Annotated in this window: 25 protein-coding genes; 14 read left to right on the forward strand and 11 right to left on the reverse strand. The window is 55.1% G+C overall.

Translation table 11 applies throughout. The features are described 5' to 3' along the window. Positions 1 to 15 precede the first annotated feature (15 nt). The 3 genes from gshB to ruvX all read left to right on the forward strand — a co-directional run bounded on the left by gshB (position 16) and on the right by ruvX (position 2,077). Positions 16 to 963 carry a glutathione synthase gene (gshB, locus tag I6L74_RS04390; protein ID WP_015960341.1) on the forward strand — a complete coding sequence of 316 codons (948 nt, stop codon included), beginning with the start codon at positions 16 to 18 and terminating at the stop codon, positions 961 to 963. Between the two features lie 137 nt (positions 964 to 1,100). Then, complete coding sequence (locus I6L74_RS04395; protein WP_059177576.1) at positions 1,101 to 1,661, forward strand: YqgE/AlgH family protein; 561 nt, start codon at positions 1,101 to 1,103, stop codon at positions 1,659 to 1,661. Continuing rightward, on the forward strand, positions 1,661 to 2,077 hold the full coding sequence (gene ruvX, locus I6L74_RS04400; protein ID WP_059177575.1) for a Holliday junction resolvase RuvX: 417 nt from the start codon (positions 1,661 to 1,663) through the stop codon (positions 2,075 to 2,077). The genes I6L74_RS04395 and ruvX overlap by 1 nt, the downstream gene beginning before the upstream one ends. Before the next feature lie 118 nt (positions 2,078 to 2,195). Here the strand turns inward: ruvX and I6L74_RS04405 are convergent, their stop codons facing one another. Then, complete coding sequence (locus I6L74_RS04405) at positions 2,196 to 2,888, reverse strand: IclR family transcriptional regulator (protein ID WP_059177574.1); 693 nt, start codon at positions 2,886 to 2,888, stop codon at positions 2,196 to 2,198. Between the two features lie 67 nt (positions 2,889 to 2,955). Between I6L74_RS04405 and I6L74_RS04410 the strand changes: the two genes are divergently transcribed. Beyond that, entirely contained in the window at positions 2,956 to 5,214 is a 2,259-nt protein-coding gene (locus I6L74_RS04410; protein ID WP_059177573.1) for an FAD-dependent oxidoreductase, read from the forward strand. Here the strand turns inward: I6L74_RS04410 and I6L74_RS04415 are convergent. Beyond that, complete coding sequence (locus tag I6L74_RS04415) at positions 5,211 to 6,191, reverse strand: type IV pilus twitching motility protein PilT (RefSeq protein ID WP_059177572.1); 981 nt, start codon at positions 6,189 to 6,191, stop codon at positions 5,211 to 5,213. The two genes, I6L74_RS04410 and I6L74_RS04415, sit on opposite strands and share 4 nt — an antisense overlap. Before the next feature lie 17 nt (positions 6,192 to 6,208). On the opposite strand from I6L74_RS04415, the gene I6L74_RS04420 reads away from it, so the two are divergent. From I6L74_RS04420 to I6L74_RS04445, 6 genes are all read left to right on the forward strand, one after another. Further along, positions 6,209 to 6,910 carry a YggS family pyridoxal phosphate-dependent enzyme gene (locus I6L74_RS04420; protein ID WP_059177571.1) on the forward strand — a complete coding sequence of 234 codons (702 nt, stop codon included), beginning with the start codon at positions 6,209 to 6,211 and terminating at the stop codon, positions 6,908 to 6,910. Positions 6,911 to 6,931: 21 nt separating this feature from the next. Then, a complete protein-coding gene (locus tag I6L74_RS04425; RefSeq protein ID WP_059177570.1) occupies positions 6,932 to 7,498 on the forward strand; it encodes a YggT family protein in 567 nt (188 codons plus the stop codon). Further along, the gene (gene yggU / locus I6L74_RS04430) at positions 7,495 to 7,785 is read left to right on the forward strand and encodes a DUF167 family protein YggU (protein WP_059177569.1); all 291 of its coding nucleotides are present in this window, start codon (positions 7,495 to 7,497) and stop codon (positions 7,783 to 7,785) included. The genes I6L74_RS04425 and yggU overlap by 4 nt, the downstream gene beginning before the upstream one ends. A gap of 8 nt (positions 7,786 to 7,793) precedes the next feature. Then, complete coding sequence (locus I6L74_RS04435) at positions 7,794 to 8,387, forward strand: XTP/dITP diphosphatase (RefSeq protein WP_059177568.1); 594 nt, start codon at positions 7,794 to 7,796, stop codon at positions 8,385 to 8,387. After that, complete coding sequence (gene hemW / locus I6L74_RS04440) at positions 8,380 to 9,522, forward strand: radical SAM family heme chaperone HemW (protein WP_059177567.1); 1,143 nt, start codon at positions 8,380 to 8,382, stop codon at positions 9,520 to 9,522. The genes I6L74_RS04435 and hemW overlap by 8 nt, the downstream gene beginning before the upstream one ends. Positions 9,523 to 9,585: 63 nt before the next feature. Further along, a complete protein-coding gene (locus I6L74_RS04445) occupies positions 9,586 to 9,924 on the forward strand; it encodes an endonuclease domain-containing protein (protein ID WP_059177566.1) in 339 nt (112 codons plus the stop codon). Positions 9,925 to 10,107: 183 nt separating this feature from the next. Here I6L74_RS04445 and I6L74_RS04450 read toward each other — a convergent pair whose 3' ends face one another. The 3 genes from I6L74_RS04450 to trmB are packed head-to-tail and all read right to left on the reverse strand — an operon-like array spanning position 10,108 to position 11,919. Next, the gene (locus I6L74_RS04450) at positions 10,108 to 10,827 is read right to left on the reverse strand and encodes a YggN family protein (RefSeq protein WP_059177565.1); all 720 of its coding nucleotides are present in this window, start codon (positions 10,825 to 10,827) and stop codon (positions 10,108 to 10,110) included. Positions 10,828 to 10,876: 49 nt separating this feature from the next. After that, complete coding sequence (locus I6L74_RS04455) at positions 10,877 to 11,203, reverse strand: YggL family protein (RefSeq protein WP_095283305.1); 327 nt, start codon at positions 11,201 to 11,203, stop codon at positions 10,877 to 10,879. Further along, positions 11,200 to 11,919 carry a tRNA (guanosine(46)-N7)-methyltransferase TrmB gene (gene trmB, locus I6L74_RS04460; RefSeq protein WP_059177563.1) on the reverse strand — a complete coding sequence of 240 codons (720 nt, stop codon included), beginning with the start codon at positions 11,917 to 11,919 and terminating at the stop codon, positions 11,200 to 11,202. Before trmB ends, I6L74_RS04455 begins: the two co-directional genes overlap by 4 nt. A gap of 138 nt (positions 11,920 to 12,057) precedes the next feature. Here trmB and mutY point away from each other — a divergent pair, with 138 nt between their 5' ends. The 4 genes from mutY to I6L74_RS04480 all read left to right on the forward strand — a co-directional run bounded on the left by mutY (position 12,058) and on the right by I6L74_RS04480 (position 16,236). After that, complete coding sequence (gene mutY / locus I6L74_RS04465; protein WP_059177562.1) at positions 12,058 to 13,116, forward strand: A/G-specific adenine glycosylase; 1,059 nt, start codon at positions 12,058 to 12,060, stop codon at positions 13,114 to 13,116. A gap of 26 nt (positions 13,117 to 13,142) precedes the next feature. Then, positions 13,143 to 13,415 (forward strand): oxidative damage protection protein, encoded by a 273-nt coding sequence (locus I6L74_RS04470; protein WP_059177561.1) that lies wholly within the window; start codon positions 13,143 to 13,145, stop codon positions 13,413 to 13,415. A gap of 56 nt (positions 13,416 to 13,471) precedes the next feature. Further along, entirely contained in the window at positions 13,472 to 14,548 is a 1,077-nt protein-coding gene (gene mltC, locus I6L74_RS04475) for a membrane-bound lytic murein transglycosylase MltC (protein WP_059177560.1), read from the forward strand. A 431-nt stretch (positions 14,549 to 14,979) separates the two neighbouring features. Then, positions 14,980 to 16,236 (forward strand): nucleoside permease, encoded by a 1,257-nt coding sequence (locus I6L74_RS04480; RefSeq protein ID WP_059177559.1) that lies wholly within the window; start codon positions 14,980 to 14,982, stop codon positions 16,234 to 16,236. 20 nt (positions 16,237 to 16,256) lie between these two features. Here I6L74_RS04480 and citG read toward each other — a convergent pair whose 3' ends face one another. The 6 genes from citG to citC are packed head-to-tail and all read right to left on the reverse strand — an operon-like array spanning position 16,257 to position 21,325. After that, positions 16,257 to 17,069, reverse strand: coding sequence for a triphosphoribosyl-dephospho-CoA synthase CitG (gene citG, locus I6L74_RS04485; protein WP_059177558.1), 813 nt, complete (start codon positions 17,067 to 17,069; stop codon positions 16,257 to 16,259). Then, the gene (gene citX / locus I6L74_RS04490) at positions 17,047 to 17,586 is read right to left on the reverse strand and encodes a citrate lyase holo-[acyl-carrier protein] synthase (protein ID WP_059177557.1); all 540 of its coding nucleotides are present in this window, start codon (positions 17,584 to 17,586) and stop codon (positions 17,047 to 17,049) included. The genes citG and citX overlap by 23 nt, the downstream gene beginning before the upstream one ends. Before the next feature lie 4 nt (positions 17,587 to 17,590). Continuing rightward, positions 17,591 to 19,108: a citrate lyase subunit alpha gene (gene citF / locus I6L74_RS04495; RefSeq protein WP_059177556.1), complete on the reverse strand. Its 1,518-nt coding sequence runs from the start codon at positions 19,106 to 19,108 to the stop codon at positions 17,591 to 17,593. Positions 19,109 to 19,117: 9 nt separating this feature from the next. Then, a complete protein-coding gene (gene citE / locus I6L74_RS04500) occupies positions 19,118 to 19,993 on the reverse strand; it encodes a citrate (pro-3S)-lyase subunit beta (protein WP_059177555.1) in 876 nt (291 codons plus the stop codon). Then, positions 19,990 to 20,283 (reverse strand): citrate lyase acyl carrier protein, encoded by a 294-nt coding sequence (citD, locus tag I6L74_RS04505; RefSeq protein ID WP_059177554.1) that lies wholly within the window; start codon positions 20,281 to 20,283, stop codon positions 19,990 to 19,992. The genes citE and citD overlap by 4 nt, the downstream gene beginning before the upstream one ends. A 16-nt stretch (positions 20,284 to 20,299) precedes the next feature. Continuing rightward, positions 20,300 to 21,325 carry a [citrate (pro-3S)-lyase] ligase gene (gene citC, locus I6L74_RS04510; RefSeq protein ID WP_059177553.1) on the reverse strand — a complete coding sequence of 342 codons (1,026 nt, stop codon included), beginning with the start codon at positions 21,323 to 21,325 and terminating at the stop codon, positions 20,300 to 20,302. Positions 21,326 to 21,334: the final 9 nt, after the last annotated feature.

The following is a 21,334-nucleotide window of genomic DNA, read 5'->3' on the forward strand; positions in this document are numbered from 1 at the left end:
TTAATGGAGAAGAAGATGATCAAGCTCGGCATCGTGATGGATCCCATCGCAAGCATTAACATCAAAAAAGATTCCAGCTTCGCTATGCTGCTGGAAGCGCAACGTCGCGGCTATCAGCTCCATTACATGGAAATGGCCGATCTTTATCTGAACAACGGTGAAGCCCGCGCGCGCACCCGCATCGTTAACGTCGAGCAAAATTACGATAAATGGTACGAGTTTGGTTCCGAGCAGGATCTGCCGCTGGCCGAACTTGACGTGATCCTGATGCGTAAAGATCCTCCGTTCGATACCGAATTTATCTACTGCACCTATATCCTTGAACGCGCAGAAGAAAAAGGCACGCTGATCGTCAACAAACCGCAGAGCCTGCGCGATTGTAACGAGAAACTGTACACCGCCTGGTTCTCCGATCTGACGCCTGACACGCTCGTCACCCGTAACAAAGCGCAGTTAAAAGCCTTCTGGCAGAAGCATGGCGATATCATTCTGAAACCCCTGGATGGCATGGGCGGCGCGTCGATTTTCCGCGTGAAAGAAGGCGATCCTAACCTGGGTGTGATTGCCGAAACGCTGACTGAACATGGGACGCGCTACTGCATGGCGCAGAATTATATTCCTGCCATTGTTGATGGTGACAAACGCGTATTAGTGGTCGACGGCGAACCCGTTCCTTACTGCCTGGCACGCATTCCACAGGGCGGCGAAACCCGTGGTAATCTGGCAGCTGGTGGCCGTGGAGAACCGCGCCCGTTGACCGATAGTGACTGGGAAATCGCCCGCCGCGTCGGCCCAATGCTGAAAGCCAAAGGACTGATTTTCGTGGGTCTCGATATCATCGGCGATCGCCTGACGGAAGTGAACGTCACCAGCCCAACCTGTATCCGCGAAATCGAAGCCGAGTTCCCGGTGTCCATTACCGGCATGCTGATGGACGCGATTGAAAAACGTCTGAAGCAGTAACTCGCCACACCCCTCGTCCGCTTCACCCTCGATTTCGCGCCAGGGCGATGCAGGGTGAAGTGTCTAGTGACAGCGCTTTTAATTGTCTCCATACTGAGCGCTGTTGCTTTTTAAACCAGGAAACAGAACCTCTGACAATGAATTTACAGCATCACTTTCTTATTGCCATGCCTGCTCTCCAGGACCCCATTTTTCGTCGTTCCGTAGTTTATATCTGCGAATACAGTGAAGACGGCGCGATGGGGATTATCATCAATAAACCGCTCGAAAACCTGCAAATCGAAGGCATTCTGGAAAAACTTAAGATCACCCCCGAGGAGCGCGCGCCAGAGATCCGTCTTGATAAACCGGTGATGTTAGGCGGCCCGCTGGCCGAAGATCGTGGTTTTATTCTGCATACCCCACCAGGGTTTTCTTCCAGCATTCGCGTTTCTGACAACACGGTTATCACCACGTCACGCGATGTCCTGGAAACATTAGGCACGCACGGTCAACCTTCCGAAGTGCTGGTGGCGCTGGGCTATTCCTCATGGGAGAAAGGCCAGCTGGAACAGGAAATTCTTGATAATGCGTGGCTCACTGCCCCGGCGGATCTGAACATTCTGTTTAAAACCCCCATTGCCGATCGCTGGCGCGATGCCGCGAAACTGATTGGGATCGACATTCAAACCATGCCTGGTGTGGCAGGACACGCATAATGAGCGGAACGCTTCTGGCTTTTGATTTTGGAACGAAAAGTATTGGCGTGGCTATTGGTCAACGCATCACTGGCACTGCGCGCCCGCTTACGGCGATTAAAGCGCAGGACGGAACACCTGACTGGACGCTGATCGAGCGTCTGCTCAAAGAGTGGCAACCCGAAGCCGTGATCGTTGGATTGCCGCTGAACATGGACGGCACCGAGCAACCGCTGACGGCGCGAGCACGTAAGTTTGCCAATAAGATCCATGGCCGCTTTGGGACTGTCGTTAAACTGCACGATGAGCGTCTCAGCACTGTTGAAGCCCGCGCCGGTTTGTTTGAACATGGCGGTTTCCGTGCCCTGAATAAAGGCAGCGTAGACTCTGCTTCCGCAGTCATCATCCTCGAAAGTTTCTTCGAACAGGGTTTCTAACCCCGTCATATTTGCCCGCACTGCCGGGCAAAATCTTCTTATCTCTCGATCCCGTTCACATTTCACCCTACTGCTTTTTGCATTATCAGCAGTGTTTCTATAAAAGAAACATATGCAGTTATGATTTTTCCAGCAGCCTAGCATTGAGTAATGAGAGTTCAGTGAGGCGCGCCTGAATTGTGTCGTCATCGGGGTGCCACATGCCCGCAAAAGCAAGTGCAGCCTGATGAACGCCGACGGGCTGCGCGATAGATACTTCACCGTCGTCATGCTGCCAGATGACGTGTCCGCGCTCACGCTGTTGCGCAATATGCGGCGCGAGATGACTCCACTGTGTCGCCGTGAAGCGCGTCATCAGCTGTTCATCGCTTTCAGCGGCCAGCAGCGTCATGCCGATAACGGATTGCCACGCCGGGAGCATGTGAAAACCGGCCAGCGCCTGGCTGGTCGGACTGCCGGGAACAGAGTGCCAGATGTAAATCACCTGGTCTTCCCATAAAACGCCCAGGGCGACAACGATATCGCGCGGCGCGAGGCGCTCCAGCATGGGTAATGCGCGGGAAAAAAGCTCGGAACCGCGAATGGCTTGGGCAGCCAGCGCGTGGATCCCAGGCCCTGGCAGATAACGACGCTGATCGTCCTGCATCGTCAGGCCGATAGACGCCATGGTCATCAGCAAACGGTTTACGCGCGTGGTATTGATGCCCATCAGGCGTGAGAGTTCGCGGCACCCGATCGCACGGTCGCTGGAAACCAGATATTGCAAACAGCGAATGCCGTCGATCAAGCTTTGATTCGGTTGTGATGACATAGCAACGCTCATTCTTTTAAGAAGTGTATGACTCGATTCTACCGCCAGTTCAAAAGGATACAAGGTCATGAAAATCTATCCTCCAAATGATGCCAGAACCTTTCCCGTCTCGGCGCTTGAAGCCGATCTGCTGGTCGCAGGTGGTGGGCTTGCCGGATTGTGTGCGGCCCTGGCAGCGGCGCGCGATGGTCTGAATGTCGTCCTGATTCAGGACCGCCCTGTATTGGGAGGAAATGCCTCCAGCGAAGTGCGCCTCTGGGCCAATGGCGCGACGTCGCACATGGGCAATAATAATCGCTGGGCACGCGAGGGTGGCATCATGGGGGAGATCCTTGAGGAGAATCTCTGGCGCAATAAAGAGGGGAATCCGGTGATGTTCGACCTGGTTCTGCTTGATCTTGCGAGAAGCCAACCAGGGCTGACGCTGCTGCTGAACACCGCTGTTTATGATGTGGAGAAAACCGGCTCGCGCATCACTGCCGTCAGCGCATTTAATGCCATCAACGAAACCTTTTACACGGTGCGCGCCGCGCAGTTTTGCGATGCGACAGGGGACGGCGTGCTCGGTTTTCTGGCTGGGGCGGAGTATCGCGAAGGGGCAGAAGAGATTGATGAACTGGGTGAGAAAATGGCTCCCGGCGATCACTTCGGGCATAAGCTTGGCCACTCCATCTATTTCTACACCAAACGTACCGCCGAGCCGGTGAACTTTGTTGCCCCCTCGTTTGCGCTCAAAGACATCACAGAGATCCCCCGCTATAAACGTTTGACCTCGACGCTTAACGGCTGCGATCTGTGGTGGCTGGAGTGGGGAGGACGTCTTGATACCGTCCACCAGAGTGAGGAGATCAAATGGGAGTTGTGGAAAATCGTCTGGGGCGTCTGGGATTATATTAAAAACTCCGGCGAGTTCCCGGATGCAGAAAATCTGACGATTGAGTGGGTCGGTGCCATCCCCGGGAAACGAGAAAGCCGTCGCTTTATCGGCGATCATATTCTTTGCCAGCAGGACATCATCGAGCAGCGCGATCACTATGACGCGGTTGCGTACGGCGGCTGGTCGATTGACCTGCACCCGGCGGACGGTGTTTACAGCACCCACGACGGCTGCCGACAGTTTCATAGCAAAGGCACGTACACCATCCCGTTTCGCTCGCTGTATAGCCGCTCGCTGGATAATCTGTTCCTGACAGGCAGACTGATTTCTGCTTCGCACGTTGCCTTCGGCAGCGCCCGCGTGATGTGTACCTGCGGGCTGCTCGGTGAAGTCGTTGGTCGCGCCGCTGCGCTGTGCCATACGCATAACCTGACGCCTCAGAGGCTCGCTAACCGCGATCGTATTCGTGACCTTCAACAGCATTTGCAGGAAACCGGATGTTATATCCCCCGTCAGTGGCTCGACAATCCGGCACTCGGCGCGACGGTCTCGACCAGTAGTGAGTACGTGCTGACCTCGCTTGAACCCAACGGCGAATGGCTGCCGCTTGCGGCGCGGATGGCGATACTGATGCCCATAAAACGCGACGAGACGCTGCCTGCCATGACGTTTCGTCTGCGTGCCGGCATGCCACGGCACCTCACAATTTCGCTGTTCGGTAGCGAAAAGGCAGGCAACTTCACGCCTGAATGCCATTACGACGCAACGACAATCGACGTCCATGGCGAACAGGAATACCGCTGCACATTTGACTGGACCAGCGATCGCGACCAATACATTTTTGTCATCTTCGATGCCTGCAACGAGATTGATATTGCACTCACAGAAACCCGTTTGCCCGGCCTGATGACCGTGTTTAACAGCCTGAATAAACGCGTGGCAAAACAGACCCGTCAGGTTTCTGATGGTGATTACGGCGTGGAAGAGTTTGATTTCTGGCTGCCGCGCCGCCATCCGCATCAAATCTTCCCGGCCATGCAGCTGGATGCGCCGCTTCACTGCTATGTGCCTGATAACCTGCTTAATGGCCGTCTGCGCCCTGAGCAGCAAACCAACGCGTGGATCCCCGCCGACAATGACCCTGCCCCACGGGTCGTCTGGACATGGGAAACCCCACAACGTATCCAGTCTCTGACACTTATCCAGGATAATGACTTCGACAATGCGATGGAGACGGTGCAGATGGGCCATCACCAGGCCATCACCCCGCATTGCATTACGCAGTATCGGCTGTGGGCTGATGGCAATCTGATTGCCTACGTTGAACATAATCATCACGCCGTCTGTGAACATCGCTTCATCACCCCTCTTACCGCAAAAACGATCACCCTGGAGATCCTTGGCACTGCGGGCGCACGCCCCGCCGTCTATGCGCTCAACGTGCGCTAGAGCCGTCCCTGCGCCTTGCGTTCGGCCAGGCTTTGGTCAAAGTTTTGCATCCCTGCCTGCTGCCCGGTTTGAATGATGCCGGGCAGTTGCCAGGTTTTCCCCTCACGAATGAGATTCGCGGATGCAGGCGTGTTCACCAGCATTTCGAAAAGCGCCACTCGCCCGCCCTGCGCATCGCGCTCAAGCTTTTGCGCCAGTACCGCGCGCAAGCTCCCCGCCAGCTGGTTTCTTACAGGATCTTTTTCCTCGGCAGGAAAAGTATCCACCAGCCGTTCGATGGCCTGAGACGCACCTCGGGTATGCAGCGTCGCCAATACCAGATGCCCGGTTTCTGCGGCCGTTAGCGCGAGGCGGATCGTTTCGCTATCCCGCAACTCGCCCAGCAAAATGACGTCGGGATCTTCACGTAATGCCGCACGTAGCGCCTGAGAAAAGGAGGGACAGTGCAGGCCAATTTCTCGCTGTTGAATCAGACAGCGATTGCTTTGATAAATAAACTCCACCGGATCTTCAAGAGTAAGAATATGACCCTCGCAATGGCTATTGAGATGATCCACCATCGCCGCCAGCGTGGTGGATTTTCCGCTGCCTGTGGCGCCGGTGACCAGAATCAACCCGTTGTCACTGGAAAGTAGATCGGGGATGACTTTAGGCGCCGTAAGCTCTGACAGCGTTGGACAGGTCACTGGCAACAATCTGAGCGTTATCGAGGTGCCATGAATATGGTTAAACGCGCTGGCGCGCAAGCGTTGCCCGCTGTTCATCGATACGGCGAAATCCACCTGCCCATTCGCCCACCATGCCCCCTCCTGCTCGTCGTTGAGCCAGGCTTTAAGGAGCAGCTGAACATCCGGGGCGGGAAAAGGTGCAGATTCAAGATGACCCAAACGACGCCAGCGCGGTGGTGAATTGCTGCACAGGTGTAGATCCGAGACATTATGCTTTACACTAAGGGCCACAATTTCTTCCATATCCATACGACACTCCCCGGAAAATGAACGACATTGCGCATAACCTGGCACAGGTCAGGGAGAAAATCTCAGCCGCAGCAACACGTTGCGGCCGTGCTTCAGAAGAAGTTTCGCTGCTTGCAGTCAGTAAAACCAAGCCTGCGAGCGCCATCGCAGAAGCTATTGCCGCAGGGCAACGTGAGTTTGGTGAAAACTACGTTCAGGAGGGTGTGGACAAAATTCGTCATTTTCAGGAAACAGGAATGACGGGTCTACAATGGCACTTTATTGGTCCCTTGCAGTCGAACAAAAGTCGTCTGGTGGCAGAGCATTTTGACTGGTGCCATACCGTCGATCGTCTGCGTATCGCCACGCGTTTAAGTGAACAGCGTCCGGCTGGCAAAGCGCCACTGAACGTATTGATTCAAATAAATATTAGTGACGAAAACAGCAAGTCAGGCATTACGCTTGCTGAGCTTGACGCGCTGGCCGCCCAGGTCGCGGAACTCCCGGGTCTACGCCTGCGGGGACTGATGGCGATCCCCGCCCCAGAAACAGAGTATGAAAGGCAGTTTGCCGTGGCACAGCAAATGGCTGTAGCATTTGAAGCGCTTAAAGCACGCTACGTTACCGTAGACACGCTTTCACTGGGCATGTCGGACGATATGGAGGCCGCAATCGCGGCTGGCAGCACGATGGTGCGCATCGGCACAGCAATTTTCGGTGCGCGCGATTACACCCAATAATAAGGAAACCTGAGGAACGCCATGAAGACGTTGACTTTCCTGCTCTCAACGGTCATTGAACTGTACACGATGGCGCTGCTGTTACGCGTCTGGATGCAGTGGGCCCGTTGTGATTTTTACAATCCATTCTCGCAGTTTGTGGTGAAAATTACGCAACCTGTCATTGGCCCGCTGCGTCGTATCATCCCACCGATGGGGCCAATTGATAGCGCCTCAATGCTGGTGGCGTTTATTCTCAGCGTCATCAAAGCCATTGTGCTGTTTATGGTGATCACGTTCCAGCCCATCATCTGGATCGCAGCGGTGCTCATTCTGGTGAAAACCATTGGTCTGCTGATCTTCTGGGTGCTGCTGGTGATGGCCGTCATGAGTTGGGTAAGCCGTGGTCGCAGCCCGGTTGAATACGCGATGATTCAGTTGACCGAACCGTTGCTGCGTCCGATCCGTAATTTATTGCCTTCTATGGGCGGTATCGATTTTTCACCGATGATCCTGGTGCTGCTGCTTTATGTGCTGAACATGGGTATCGCTGAGCTGTTACAGTCAACAGGCAATATGCTGCTGCCGGGGCTGTGGATGGCGCTATGAGTGCTGTGAGCACTTGTCCCGATGGGCTGGTTTTACGGCTGTATATTCAGCCTAAAGCCAGCCGTGACAGTATTGTTGGATTGCATGGCGACGAGCTAAAAGTCGCCATTACCGCCCCACCCGTTGACGGTCAGGCTAACGCGCATTTAACCAAATATCTGGCTAAACAGTTTCGCGTCGCCAAAAGTCAGGTCATTATTGAAAAGGGTGAGCTGGGACGCCATAAACAGGTAAAAATCCTTAATCCGCAAAACATCCCGACGGAAGTCGCGGCACTGACAGAGTAGGAAACACCATGCAGAAAGTTGTTCTCGCTACCGGTAACGCCGGTAAAGTGCGCGAGCTGGCCTCGCTATTAAATGATTTTGGCCTGGACGTCGTGGCGCAAACCGAGTTGGGCGTGGATTCCGCGGAAGAGACCGGTCTGACCTTTATCGAAAATGCGATTCTGAAAGCACGCCATGCCGCGCAGGTGACGGGCCTGCCCGCTATCGCCGATGACTCTGGTCTGGCGGTTGATGCCCTGGGCGGCGCACCGGGTATTTATTCCGCACGCTATTCCGGCGTTGATGCGACTGACCAGCAGAATCTGGAAAAACTGCTCGAAACGCTAAAAGATGTACCGGATGCGCAGCGTCAGGCGCAGTTTCACTGTGTGCTGGTGTATATGCGTCATGCCGAAGACCCAACACCGATTGTCTGCCACGGAAGCTGGCCGGGCGTGATTGCTCGCGAGTCTGCTGGCAGCGGCGGCTTTGGCTATGACCCCATTTTCTTTGTCCCGTCTGAGGACAAAACCGCGGCGGAACTAACCCGCGAAGAAAAAAGTGCGATTTCCCACCGGGGTCGCGCGTTAAAACTGTTACTGGAAGCATTACGTAATGGCTAATTTGCCACCTCTGAGTCTGTATATTCATATCCCCTGGTGCGTGCAGAAATGCCCGTACTGCGATTTCAATTCACACGCGCTGAAAGGCGAAGTGCCGCATGACGACTACGTTCAGCATCTGTTAAGCGATCTGGATGCCGACGTATCTTACGCACAGGGACGTGAAGTTAAGACCATTTTCATTGGTGGCGGGACGCCGAGCCTGCTTTCTGGCCCGGCGATGCAGACACTGCTGGATGGCGTGCGTGCGCGTCTGAATCTGGCAGCAGATGCAGAAATTACCATGGAAGCGAATCCTGGCACCGTTGAGGCCGATCGTTTTGTCGATTACCAACGTGCCGGGGTCAACCGTATTTCCATCGGTGTGCAGAGCTTTAGCGAGCCAAAACTTAAACGTCTGGGCCGCATTCACGGGTCAGCTGAAGCGAAGCGGGCAGCGCATCTGGCAACCGGTCTTGGGCTGCGGAGCTTTAATCTTGATTTGATGCACGGCCTGCCGGATCAGTCGCTGGAAGAGGCGCTTGACGATTTGCGCCAGGCGATTGAGCTGAATCCGCCGCATCTCTCCTGGTATCAGCTCACCATTGAGCCTAATACGCTGTTTGGCTCACGTCCGCCGAAACTGCCTGATGACGATGCGCTGTGGGATATTTTCGAACAAGGGCATCAGATTCTGACGGCGGCGGGGTATCAGCAGTACGAAACATCGGCCTATGCAAAACCAGGTTATCAGTGCCAGCATAATCTCAACTACTGGCGCTTTGGCGACTATTTGGGGATTGGCTGTGGCGCACACGGTAAAATCACCTTCCCGGACGGACGCATTTTGCGCACCGCCAAAACGCGCCATCCGCGCGGATATATGGAAGGCCGTTACCTTGAACGCCAGCATGATGTGGAAGTGGAAGACAAACCGTTTGAGTTCTTTATGAACCGTTTCCGTTTGCTGGAACCGGCACCGCGTGCAGAGTTTGCGCGTTACACGGGCCTGCCTGAATCCGTTATTCGTCCGCAGATTGATGAGGCGCTGGCGAAAGGGTATCTGACCGAGTGCGACACGTACTGGCAGATTACTGAACACGGGAAACTGTTCTTAAACTCCCTTCTTGAGCTGTTCCTCGCCGACGATTCCTGAAGACAGATTCAGGATTTTGCATCCCGCTCTGCTGGCTGACCGAAAGGCTGGCAGAGTGTGGGGATGGAAAAATTAAAACAACTCCGCATTGAAATGACACCTGAGGAATCACGCCTCTGGTATTTGCTCAGAGATCGCCACTTCTTTGGCTATACGTTTCGCCGCCAAATGCCGATTGGGGCATATATCGTGGATTTCGCCTGTTTTAAAGCGCGCCTGATAGTGGAACTGGATGGGGGTCAGCATCAGGATGACGTTGCGTATGATCAACGCAGATCGGCATTTTTGAATGACAATGGCTGGAAAGTGATTCGGTTCTGGAATAACGAGTTCAGATCGAATGAAGAGGGTGTGCTAAGCGTTATTCTTGAGCACCTTCAATGCCTGATGCCCTCACCCTAACCCTCTCCCACAGGGAGAGGGAACGATTTCGTCCTATCCCTGTGGGAGAGAGGGAACGCTTTCGTCATCTCTTCTGCTGGAAGGTGGGAACGCATTCACCCACTCTTTCGCGTAGAAGTGGTAAACTTTTCTCCCTCTCCATTGGGGAGAGGGCCGGGGTGAGGGGCCACGCGCGCAGAAATCTTACTTCAGCGATCCCACCAGCGCCTTCCGGCTATCTTCAAGTGTTACCACGCGCTTACACACGTCTTTGCCAAACTTTTGGAAATCGGCTTCCTGATTTTTCCACTCATTTTGAATGGAGGTTTGCAGACCACCAAGGCTACCTAAAACGCCCTGCAGCGGGTTACCACCGCCTTTCAGAACGGCTTTCGCCCCCATCTCATTGATGCTGTCCTGCAGGATACCGCCCATCGCCTGATTTACCAGGTTTTGTCCGTCGGCACGCACCTGATCGATAGCCTTGTAGTGGAACGTCAGGCCATCGGTACGATGCTCAAGAATGCGGTTCATCTGTTCTTTCAGCTGCGCGTCCAGCTTGGTCAGGCGAGAGCGCATATTGCTATTCTCCCCCACTTCTTTCGCGATGATCTTATCCAGCGCCACGCGCCCTTTCTCTACACGGGTAAGCGCACCTTCGTCAATCCACGGAAGCGCGGCGCGGAGATCGGCCTGATAATCTTTTGCCTGCTCGCGCTGTGCCGCGCTCAGGGTATATTGTTTGCCGTTAAACATCACATTGCCATCAGGCGTGATGACCAGATTGCCGTTTTCGCCTTTCACCTGGACGGTTTGCGGATTCAGGATCACATCGTCGCGCGGTGTGACTTCACATTTGTATTCCGCATGCGCCGTCAACGCGGTTGTCATCAGTGCCACAGCCAGCAGCGTTTTGTGCATCATATCAATCCCTCAAGACAAAACGGGCCGGCATGTGCCGGCCCTTTGCTAGTTAGTCCCACCAAATATCGAAAAGTTCGCTGACGCGTACCTCTTCGAATTTGCGGTCTTCCAGCCATTTACGTACAAGTGCCTGCTGCTCTTCGGTGCATTTACCGATTTCTTGCTTGCAGATCAGTCCTTCCCACGACAGGTAGCCACTGCCATCAAACGCCAGTTTATTTGGCTCGATGACTTCATCGATAAAGGCGTCAACTTCCTTATCAATCGTTTCTACACTGGTGCCTTCCGGGAAACGCCACGCGACAGAAAAGCCAACTTCCTGGAATTCTTCGATGTGCATCTTTTTACGCAGACGACGGCTACGGTTTGCCATTATTTCACCCTCTCGAACATTAAGTCCCATACACCGTGACCAAGACGATGGCCACGCTGTTCAAATTTTGTCACCGGACGTGAATCCGGGCGCGGTACATAATCGTTATTCTCAGACAGGTTTTTGTACCCATCCAGAGACGACATAACTTCCAGCATATGTTCCGCATACGGCTCCCAGTCGGTCGCCATGTGAAAGACGCCGCCGAGTTTTAGCTTACTTTTCACAAGCTCAGCAAATTCTGCCTGAACGATGCGGCGTTTATTATGACGTGCTTTGTGCCATGGGTCAGGGAAAAAGAGCTGAACCATGTTCAAAGAATTGTCAGGAATCATTTTGTGCAGCACTTCGACCGCGTCGTGGCACATCACGCGCAGGTTCTCGATGCCCTCTTCATGCGCCGTTGCCAGGCACGCACCCACGCCCGGGGAGTGAACCTCAATACCCAGGAAGTTTTGCTCCGGACGCGCTTTCGCCATGGTCACCAGCGACGTGCCCATGCCAAAACCAATCTCCAGGGTAATCGGTCCGTTGCGACCAAACAGCTCGGCGAAGTCGACAGGCTGTTCGCTGAACTCAACGCCCATCACCGGCCAGTAGTTATCCAGCGCGTGTTGCTGCCCTTTTGTCAGGCGCCCCTGGCGGCGGACAAAGCTGCGAATACGGCGCAGCGGGCGACCGTTTTCATCAAATTCCGGTGAAATGACGTCGTTTTTCATAAAAGAGTAGTCTGCTTGTGAGAGTGTTCGGGAAACGGGCATTATCCAAAGTTAAGCCTTGTATGCAAGCATGGGAAAGATCCGGTTTACAGTCGAAGGGCGCTGTGCTGCAATCTGCGTCCCAAATAAGGTGAATCAATGACCATGCATGCCTCTCAATTTTCAGCCCAGGTGCTGGACTGGTACGACAAATACGGGCGTAAAACCCTGCCCTGGCAAATTGAAAAAACGCCGTACAAAGTATGGCTCTCTGAGGTGATGTTGCAACAAACGCAGGTCGCGACGGTTATCCCCTATTTTGAGCGCTTTATGACGCGCTTCCCGACAATCACCGATCTCGCCAATGCCCCCTTAGACGAAGTGCTGCACCTGTGGACGGGGCTTGGCTATTACGCCCGCGCGCGCAATCTGCACAAAGCCGCGCAACAGGTGGCAACGACGCATCAGGGTAAATTTCCTGAAACGTTTGAAGACGTGGCAGCGCTGCCCGGCGTTGGGCGATCCACGGCTGGCGCTGTGCTGTCCCTTGCACTCGGCAAACATTTTCCGATTCTCGACGGCAACGTGAAACGCGTGCTGGCTCGCTGTTATGCGGTGGATGGCTGGCCGGGTAAAAAAGAGGTCGAAAAGCGTTTATGGGAAATCAGCGAAGCCGTCACCCCGGCGAAAGGGGTTGAGCGTTTTAACCAGGCGATGATGGATTTGGGCGCTATCGTGTGCACGCGCTCAAAACCGAAGTGCGAGCTTTGTCCGGTTAATAATCTCTGCGTGGCCTATGCGAATCATTCATGGGCACAATATCCGGGTAAAAAACCCAAGCAGATCCTTCCTGAGCGCACCGGGTATATGTTGCTGATGCAGCATAATGATGATGCCTATCTGGCCCAGCGTCCGCCGAGCGGTTTGTGGGGCGGATTATTCTGTTTCCCACAGTTCGAAACCGAAGAAGGGCTGCGTCGTTGGCTGGCAGAACGTGGCATTAGCGCCGATAATCTCACGCAACTTAACGCATTTCGCCACACCTTTAGCCATTTTCATTTAGATATTGTGCCAATGTGGCTTCCCGTGTCCTCATTCGCCTCATGCATGGATGAAGGAACGGGTCTCTGGTATAACTTAGCGCAACCGCCATCGGTCGGGCTGGCCGCTCCGGTGGAGCGCCTGTTACAACAATTACGTGCCGGAGCAGTGGTTTAGCTTTGGAAACATCAAGAGGAATGAGTATGGCCAGAACAATTTTTTGTACCTATCTGCAGCGCGACGCTGAAGGGCAAGACTTTCAGCTCTATCCGGGCGATTTGGGAAAACGCATCTTTAACGAGATCTCTAAAGAAGCCTGGGCGCAGTGGCAGCAGAAACAGACCATGCTCATCAACGAGAAAAAACTCACGATGATGAACCCGGATCACCGCAAACTGCTTGAAGCAGAAATGGTGAATTTCTTGTTCGAAGGGAAAGACGTCCACATCGAAGGCTACACGCCACCAGAAAAATAACAGCGTGCGGGGACAACCCCGCCGTTCTAGCAAACACAACACGCAGTCCCGGAATGATGAAAAAATTATTAGCGCTAGCCCTTGTTGCGCCGTTGCTTGTGTCTTGTTCCAGTAAAAAAGGCGATAGCTATAACGAAGCCTGGGTAAAGGACACAAACGGTTTTGACATTCTGATGGGGCAGTTTGCCCATAACATCGAAAACATTTGGGGTTTTAACGAAGTTCTGATCGCGGGACCCAAGGACTACGTTAAATATACCGACACTTACCAGACCCGAAGCCACATCAACTTTGATGACGGTACGATAACGATCGAAACCATCGCGGGTACCGAACCGGCCGCGCATTTGCGTCAGGCGATCGTGAAAACCCTGCTGATGGGTGACGATCCCGGCTCGATTGACCTCTATTCAGACGCCGACGATGTGACCATCTCCAAAGAACCGTACCTGTACGGTCAGGTCGTCGATCAGACCGGCCAGCCCATTCGTTGGGAAGGACGCGCCACTACGTTTGCGGATTATCTGCTGCAAACGCGCCTCAAGAGCCGTGCCAACGGCCTGAAAATCATCTACAGCGTCACCATCAATCTGGTACCAAACCACCTCGACAAGCGTGCGCATAAATACGTTGGCATGGTGCGTCAGGCTTCGCGGAAATATGGTGTTGATGAATCCTTGATCCTGGCGATTATGCAAACCGAATCCTCCTTCAACCCGTATGCCGTCAGCCGTTCCGACGCGTTAGGGCTCATGCAGGTTGTTCAACACAGCGCGGGGAAAGACGTATTCCGCTCGCAGGGCAAATCCGGCACACCGAGCCGCAGCTATTTGTTCGATCCTCAGAGCAACATTGATACCGGCACGGCTTATCTGGCGATGCTGAACAATGTCTATCTGGGCGGGATTGATAACCCGACGTCACGTCGTTACGCAGTGATTACCGCTTACAACGGCGGCGCAGGCAGCGTGTTGCGCGTGTTCTCAAGCGACAAAGTGCAGGCCGCGAACATCATTAACAGCATGGCACCGGGCGATGTTTACCAGACGCTGACCACCCGCCACCCGTCTGGGGAATCCCGCCGCTATCTGTACAAAGTGAATACCGCGCAAAAGAACTACCGCCGCCGCTAGTCCTGTCACCCAACCCTCTCGCACGCGGAGAGGGTTGCCCAGATGCCCTCCCCCTGCGCGAGAAACGGGGGTCCGATTCCCCCTCCTTGGGCGAGAAACGGGGTCCGATCCCCCCTCCTTGGGCGTGAAACGGGGTCCGATTCCCCCTCCTTGGGCGAGAAACGGGGTCCGATTCCCTCTCCCTGGGCGAGAAACGGGGGTCCGATTCCCTCTCCCTGTGGGAGAGGGTTAGGGTGAGGGCATCAAACCGCACACGCCATCCATACGAAAATGTTATTTGCATCACAATCCAAACTGCAAATTAATGTGGATTGCATTTTTTTGCGGGAGGTAACAAAACATATTGTTCCCTGCTGGTAGAATTGCATCAAATTAAACCCCTGAATGTTTACAAAACAACATATCTCCCGCTCAATTGTGAGGAAAGTAACATGAACCTTAAGCTGCAGCTTAAAATCTTGTCGTTTCTGCAGTTCTGTCTGTGGGGGAGCTGGCTAACCACGCTTGGCTCCTACATGTTTGTGACGCTGAAGTTTGATGGTGCGTCTATTGGCGCGGTATACAGCTCGCTCGGTATTGCGGCGGTATTTATGCCAACGCTGTTGGGCATCGTGGCGGATAAATGGATCAGCGCCAAATGGCTTTATGCGATTTGCCACCTGGTCGGTGCAGGTACGCTGTTTATGGCGGCCGGCGTCACCACGCCTGGCGCGATGTTTATGGTTATCTTGCTCAACTCGCTGGCCTACATGCCAACGCTTGGCTTGATCAACACCATCTCCTACCACCGCATCAAATCTGCGGGCATGGATATCGTGACGGATTTCCCACCAATCCGTATCTGGGGCACTATCGGCTTTATCATGGCGATGTGGGGCGTGAGCTTCGCAGGCTTTGAACTGAGCCATATGCAGCTTTACATCGGTGCTGCGCTGTCTGTGGTGCTGGCGCTGTTTACCCTGACGCTGCCGCACGTGCCGGTCTCGAACCAGCAGAAACAGCAGAGCTGGAGCTCAATGCTCGGTCTGGACGCGTTCGCGCTGTTCAAAAACAAACGCATGGCGGTCTTCTTTATCTTCTCCATGCTGCTGGGCGCAGAGCTGCAAATCACCAACATGTTCGGCAACACCTTCCTGCACAGCTTCGATAACAATCCGCTGTTCTCAGGCAGCTTTATCGTTGAACACGCTTCGGTGATGATGTCGATTTCGCAGATTTCTGAAACCCTGTTTATCCTGACCATTCCGTTCTTCCTGAGCCGTTACGGCATCAAAAACGTTATGCTGATCAGTATCTTCGCGTGGATGCTGCGCTTCGGTCTGTTCGCCTATGGCGATCCAAGCGCATTCGGTACCGTGCTGCTGGTTCTGTCGATGATTGTTTACGGTTGCGCCTTCGACTTCTTCAACATCTCGGGTTCGGTGTTTGTCGAAAAAGAAGTGAAGCCTGAAATCCGCGCCAGTGCTCAGGGTATGTTCCTGATGATGACCAACGGTTTCGGCTGTATTCTTGGCGGCGTGGTGAGCGGAAAAGTGGTTGAAGCCTACACCACTAACGGTATCACCGACTGGCAGCCAGTGTGGCTGATCTTCGCGGGTTACTCGCTGGTGCTGTTCTTTGCCTTCATTGCCTTGTTCAAGTACAAACACGTTCGCGTTCCGACGGGTGCACAGCCTATCGCGCACTAAACGTGCTCAAATCCCTCTCCTTAACGGGAGAGGGACATTGCTCCTAACACCCATCCCACTGACAGCAAATCCGCACTGCCACCTGGACTTAAATTCCGCGTAATGAACGCCTGATCCATCTCGATCAACGCCTCGCTATCCCAACCGTGAGTCAGTAAATTCCGTGCATAATTCTGCACATAGCGCAGCCCGTCCATTCCGCCGCGCGACACCAGATTGCTATCCTGATTAACCGCCATCAGACGCAGAAGCAGCTCGTGAAGCGAGCCGTCCTGCCACTGCGTCAGTACGTTGCGCACCGTCGCGAACCCGCTCTCCGCTTCGCCGCGTGCGCCGGTCAGACCAAACTGCTGATATTGCCGCTCGCCTGCCGTCGACATACCGCTGCGGCCTGCAAGTTCACGCTCAACCAGCCCACGACAAATGTTACCGATCTCACAACACAGCGTGTCGGCCGTCGCATTTCGCACGCGTCCGGCAGTGAAACAGAGCAAACCCAGCGAGAAAATCCCGCCTTTATGCGTATTTACCCCGCCCGTTGCGGCATACATCGCCTGCTCGCACGCGATGCCCATTGGGCGAATCAGACGTAGCTGCTCTGCTGCAGCTTTCTCCGCATGTTCGCTCCCCAGTTCGGCAAAACGTACAAACCAGGGGGCAATCGCCTTGATGCTGCGGACAAACAGCGCGTGATCCATATCGCGATGCGCGCCGCTATTGAGCTTATCCACCAGCCCCGGCTTGGGCGTTAATTCAAGTTCGTGCCAGAGCGCCTCTTCAGCCAGCTCCGGCACGCTGACGCAGCGCGGTTTAGTCGCGAGCAAACCAGTCATCAATCATCTTCTCCACGCGAGCCACGACCTGTTCAACCGGATGCTGACGCGAACGTGAGCAGGCGTGCGCCGGTTCATCGCAGATCAGGCAGCGACGCATATGTGAACCCAGCGATTGCCGCCCGACATGCCCGTCCGTCGGGCAAATCACATCGATATCCCAGAGTCGGCCGAGCGGGTGACTCTGCTCCAGCTGTGCGCAGTGGGCTTTGATTTCCGGTGCCTGATGGGCCACGCACCACAGCGCTTCTGGCCCGGTAGGCAGCCACAGCACCTGGCGGTCGAGGACCTGCCAGCGGTGTTCCCACAGCAGCTGATCGCACATCTGCAACGCCACGCCCATACTGTTGCGATAGCGCAGGCTGTCTTTCACTTCCCCCGGCGTAACTAACGTGAGGGAAATGACCGGTTGTTGGTAGTGCGTGAGCCAGTCAGCCTGTCGCGCCGCGCGGTTTTCTTTTGCCGCCAGCAGCGCGTCGAGGCTGACACCCGCACGCACGGGTGTCGCTATCGTCATGATGTTACTCCTTCACCTGTCGGACGGTGTCGATCACGCTGCCGTCACGGTAGCGGATCACGCCGACGATTTTATCGGTAAATTCGATAGGTTTCGGCTCGCCGGTCAACGAAATCGCCCGTGCGTAGAGCGCTTCGATATCAACGATTTTTAACCCTGCGGCTTCGAGCCGTTCGCGGATTTCCGGGCGCGCCGGATTCACCGCGATGCCGTGGTCAGTCACCAGCACATCAATGCTCTCGCCCGGCGTTAAGCGCGTGGTGACGCGTTTGACGACCGTTGGAATGCGGCTGCGTAAAAGCGGCGCAACAACAATCGTGAGATTTGCGGCAGCGGCCACGTCACAGTGGCCGCCAGACGCCCCACGCATGACACCGTCTGAACCGGTAATCACGTTCACGTTGAAATCCGTGTCGATTTCGAGCGCGCTTAAAATCACCACGTCGAGCTGATCGCAGCTTGCCGCTTTGCTGCCGGGATTAGCATAAACGTTTGTCGAAATCTCAACGTGATTTGGATTACACGCCAGCGAAGCCGCCGCCTGACCGTCAAAGCACTGGGTATCGAGCAGCTTTTCAATTAACCCTTTTTCATGCAGATCGACCAGGCTGCCGGTAATGCCGCCCAGCGCAAAACGCGCGGTCACGCCGCAGCGTTCCATTTTCTCGCCCATAAAGCGCGTGCAGGCGGTCGCCGCTGCGCCCGAACCGGTCTGCATCGAGAAGCCGGGTTTGAAATAACCCGAGTGTTCAATCACGTCCGCCGCAAAGCGGGCGATCATCAGCTCGCGCGGGTTGCTGGTGACGCGCGCCGCGCCGACGCTGATTTTCGCCGGATCGCCGACGCTGTCGACCTGCACGATATAGTCCACCCGATCCTGCACGATGCTGGCGGGCATATTCGGGAACGGCACGATCTCTTCGGTGAGCAGCACCACTTTACGGGCAAACTGCGCATCAACCATCGCATAGCCCAGCGATCCGCAGCTGGATTTCCCGTGTGTCCCATTGGCATTGCCAAACTCATCGCTACACGGCACGCCAAGAAATGCCACGTCGATGTTCAGCTCACCGTCCTGCAGCAGCTTCACGCGCCCGCCGTGAGAGTGAATTTGCACCGGCTCGTCCATCAGACCGTGAGAAATGGCATCCGCCAGTTTGCCGCGCATCCCGGAGGTATAAATACGAGTAATCACGCCGCTTTCGATGTGCTCGATCAGCGCGTCGTTGCAGGTCATCAAGGAGCTGGAAGCCAACGTGAGATTTTTAAAACCCATTTTTGCCAGCAGCGCGACCACGCTATTGATCACCCGATCGCCTTCGCGAAACGCATGATGGAACGAAATCGTCATCCCGTCCTGCAATCCGCAGCGTTTCACCGCGTCCTCTACGGAATCGCACAGCTTACGCTGATGCTTTGCTTCGACGTCAGCCAGCCAGGGCGTTGCGCTGTGGGCCTTATCAAACGGTGTTAAGCCCCTGAGATGGGGGAAATTCACATGGAGAAGTTCAGTCTGATTCATTTGTCATCCTTAGCGACGCACGCCGGAGGCCGCTGCACGTTCCAGCACTCTCTGGGCATGGTCAATAATCGGGGCATCCACCATTTTGCCGTTGAGCGACACGACGCCCAGGCCGTTGCGCGCGCCCTCTTCTGCCGCTTCGATCACCCGCATAGCGTGATCCACTTCCTGCTGGGTTGGTGCGTAAGCGTTATGCAGCAGATCGATCTGGCGCGGGTTGATCAGTGATTTGCCGTTAAAGCCCATCTTGCGGATCAGTTCGACTTCGCGCAGGAATCCCGCTTCGTCGTTGACGTCTGACCACACCACGTCAAACGCGTCGATGCCCGCCGCGCGTGCGGCATGCAGCACGGCGCAGCGAGCGTAAAAGAGCTCGGTACCGTCGCCGCGTTCGGTTTGCATATCCATCACATAATCAAAACCCGCCAGCGCGATGCCGATCAGACGCGGCGTGCTGCGGGCAATTGCCACGGCGTTGATAACGCCAATCGCCGATTCAATGGCTGCCATCACGCGGGTTGTGCCCACCTCGCGACCGCACTCGCGTTCGATGCGCTCCAGATGGCCTTCCAGTTCATGGATATCTTCCGGCGTATCGGTTTTTGGCAGACGTATCACATCCGCGCCACCCTGGACGGCGGCTTCAAGATCCAGCAGACCAAACGGCGTGCTCAGAGGGTTAATGCGTACCACGGTTTCGATATCCCGATACATCGGATGCTGCAGAGCGTGGAACACCAGCAGACGCGCGGTATCTTTCTCGCGCAGCGCGACGGCGTCTTCGAGGTCAAACATGATGGAGTCAGGACGATAGATAAATGCGGTCGAAAGCATGGCGGCGTTCGCGCCAGGCAGGAACAGCATACTGCGACGGAGTTTGTTCATGACATTTTGCTCCAGTCGATAGGCTGTGCTTCAGCCGCGCGCAGAACCGCGCTTTGCAGGCGGGCGCGGATCACACAGTCGAGCGCCCCTTTATCTTCAACGATGATCAAACCCTGACGCACCTCCAGCGCGTGCAGCGTTTCATTGACCACCTGGCGAATCTGATCGCCAAACTGCTTAATCACTTCACTGTGGATGACAATCTCCAGCTCGCCGTCGGCGGGGGCGATTTTCACCATCAGGTCGCTGGACTCCTGCGTTCCGGCCAGCGCCTCCCTTACAATTTTCATGATAAATTCCTGATAGTTATGCGACTTCCGCACGTGCGCTGTAGTGCGCTTCGAGATGCGCGAAAGTGGACTCCGGGACAATCTCCCGAATGCGGTAAAACTGCTGTGTCTTGAGTAAACGGCGCACTTCCGATGCCGAAATAGCATTTCCGGTGGCCTTAATGCGCGGCATTTCCACCACTTCAATCTGCGGAGTGAGCAGCTGATGCAGCGTCTGGTTGTACTGGCGAGTGATATCGCAAAACGGTTCTGATCCGATAAACCGATGGGTAATCCCCAGCGCGGGCGCGATAAAATCACGGAAAATCAGCACGTCGATTTCACTCCACGCCTGCTGCACTTTGCCGCTCTCTTTGAGGAAATAGGCCGGGAAAGTGGCGCGCGAGATGATGTATTGCGATCCTTCATGAACGGATACGTTCGACAGATGGGCCACTCCTGCGCGCACCATCTTCAGACGATCGCGAAACGAGAAGAATGACGCGTCTTCGCGTACCACAAACAGATGCAGCCAGTCGCACTGCTGAGCCGCCTGCTCCACCAGATGACGATGCCCGAGGGTGAAGGGGTTGGCGTTCATCACAATCGCGCCAATCTTCTCACCCCGTTTCTGCAGGCCACGCAGCGAGCGGCAGTAGCGCTCAATCCCCTGCGGGGTATTTTCCAGCAGGACCGCGTTATTTCCGCTTTGAGCAATCGGCCAAAAACCACTCCGGGCAAAGCGCTCTTTGTTGCACGGACGCGTACACAGAAAGAGGTGGAAATGGCCGCGCGCGAGCGCGGCATTCTCCACTTCAGCCAGCAGGCGCGCGCTCAAATTCGCGCCACGCAGCTGCTCATCGACGGCCACGCATTTGATGACGTTTGCGGCGAGACCCGCACATCCCACCAGTTGCGTACCGGACCACGCCTCCACAAACAGGCTGATGTCGTTGTCCAGCCCCAGGCCGCTGTCCGCCAGCAGATAGCGAATCTGGCTTAAGCGTTCCGGATGTTGCGCCACGTCGGTCAGGCGGAAATCGATGGCGGAGTGTCTGTCCATGGCGTCTTA

The organism is Lelliottia amnigena (assembly GCF_019047465.1).
Lineage (GTDB): Bacteria > Pseudomonadota > Gammaproteobacteria > Enterobacterales > Enterobacteriaceae > Enterobacter > Enterobacter amnigenus.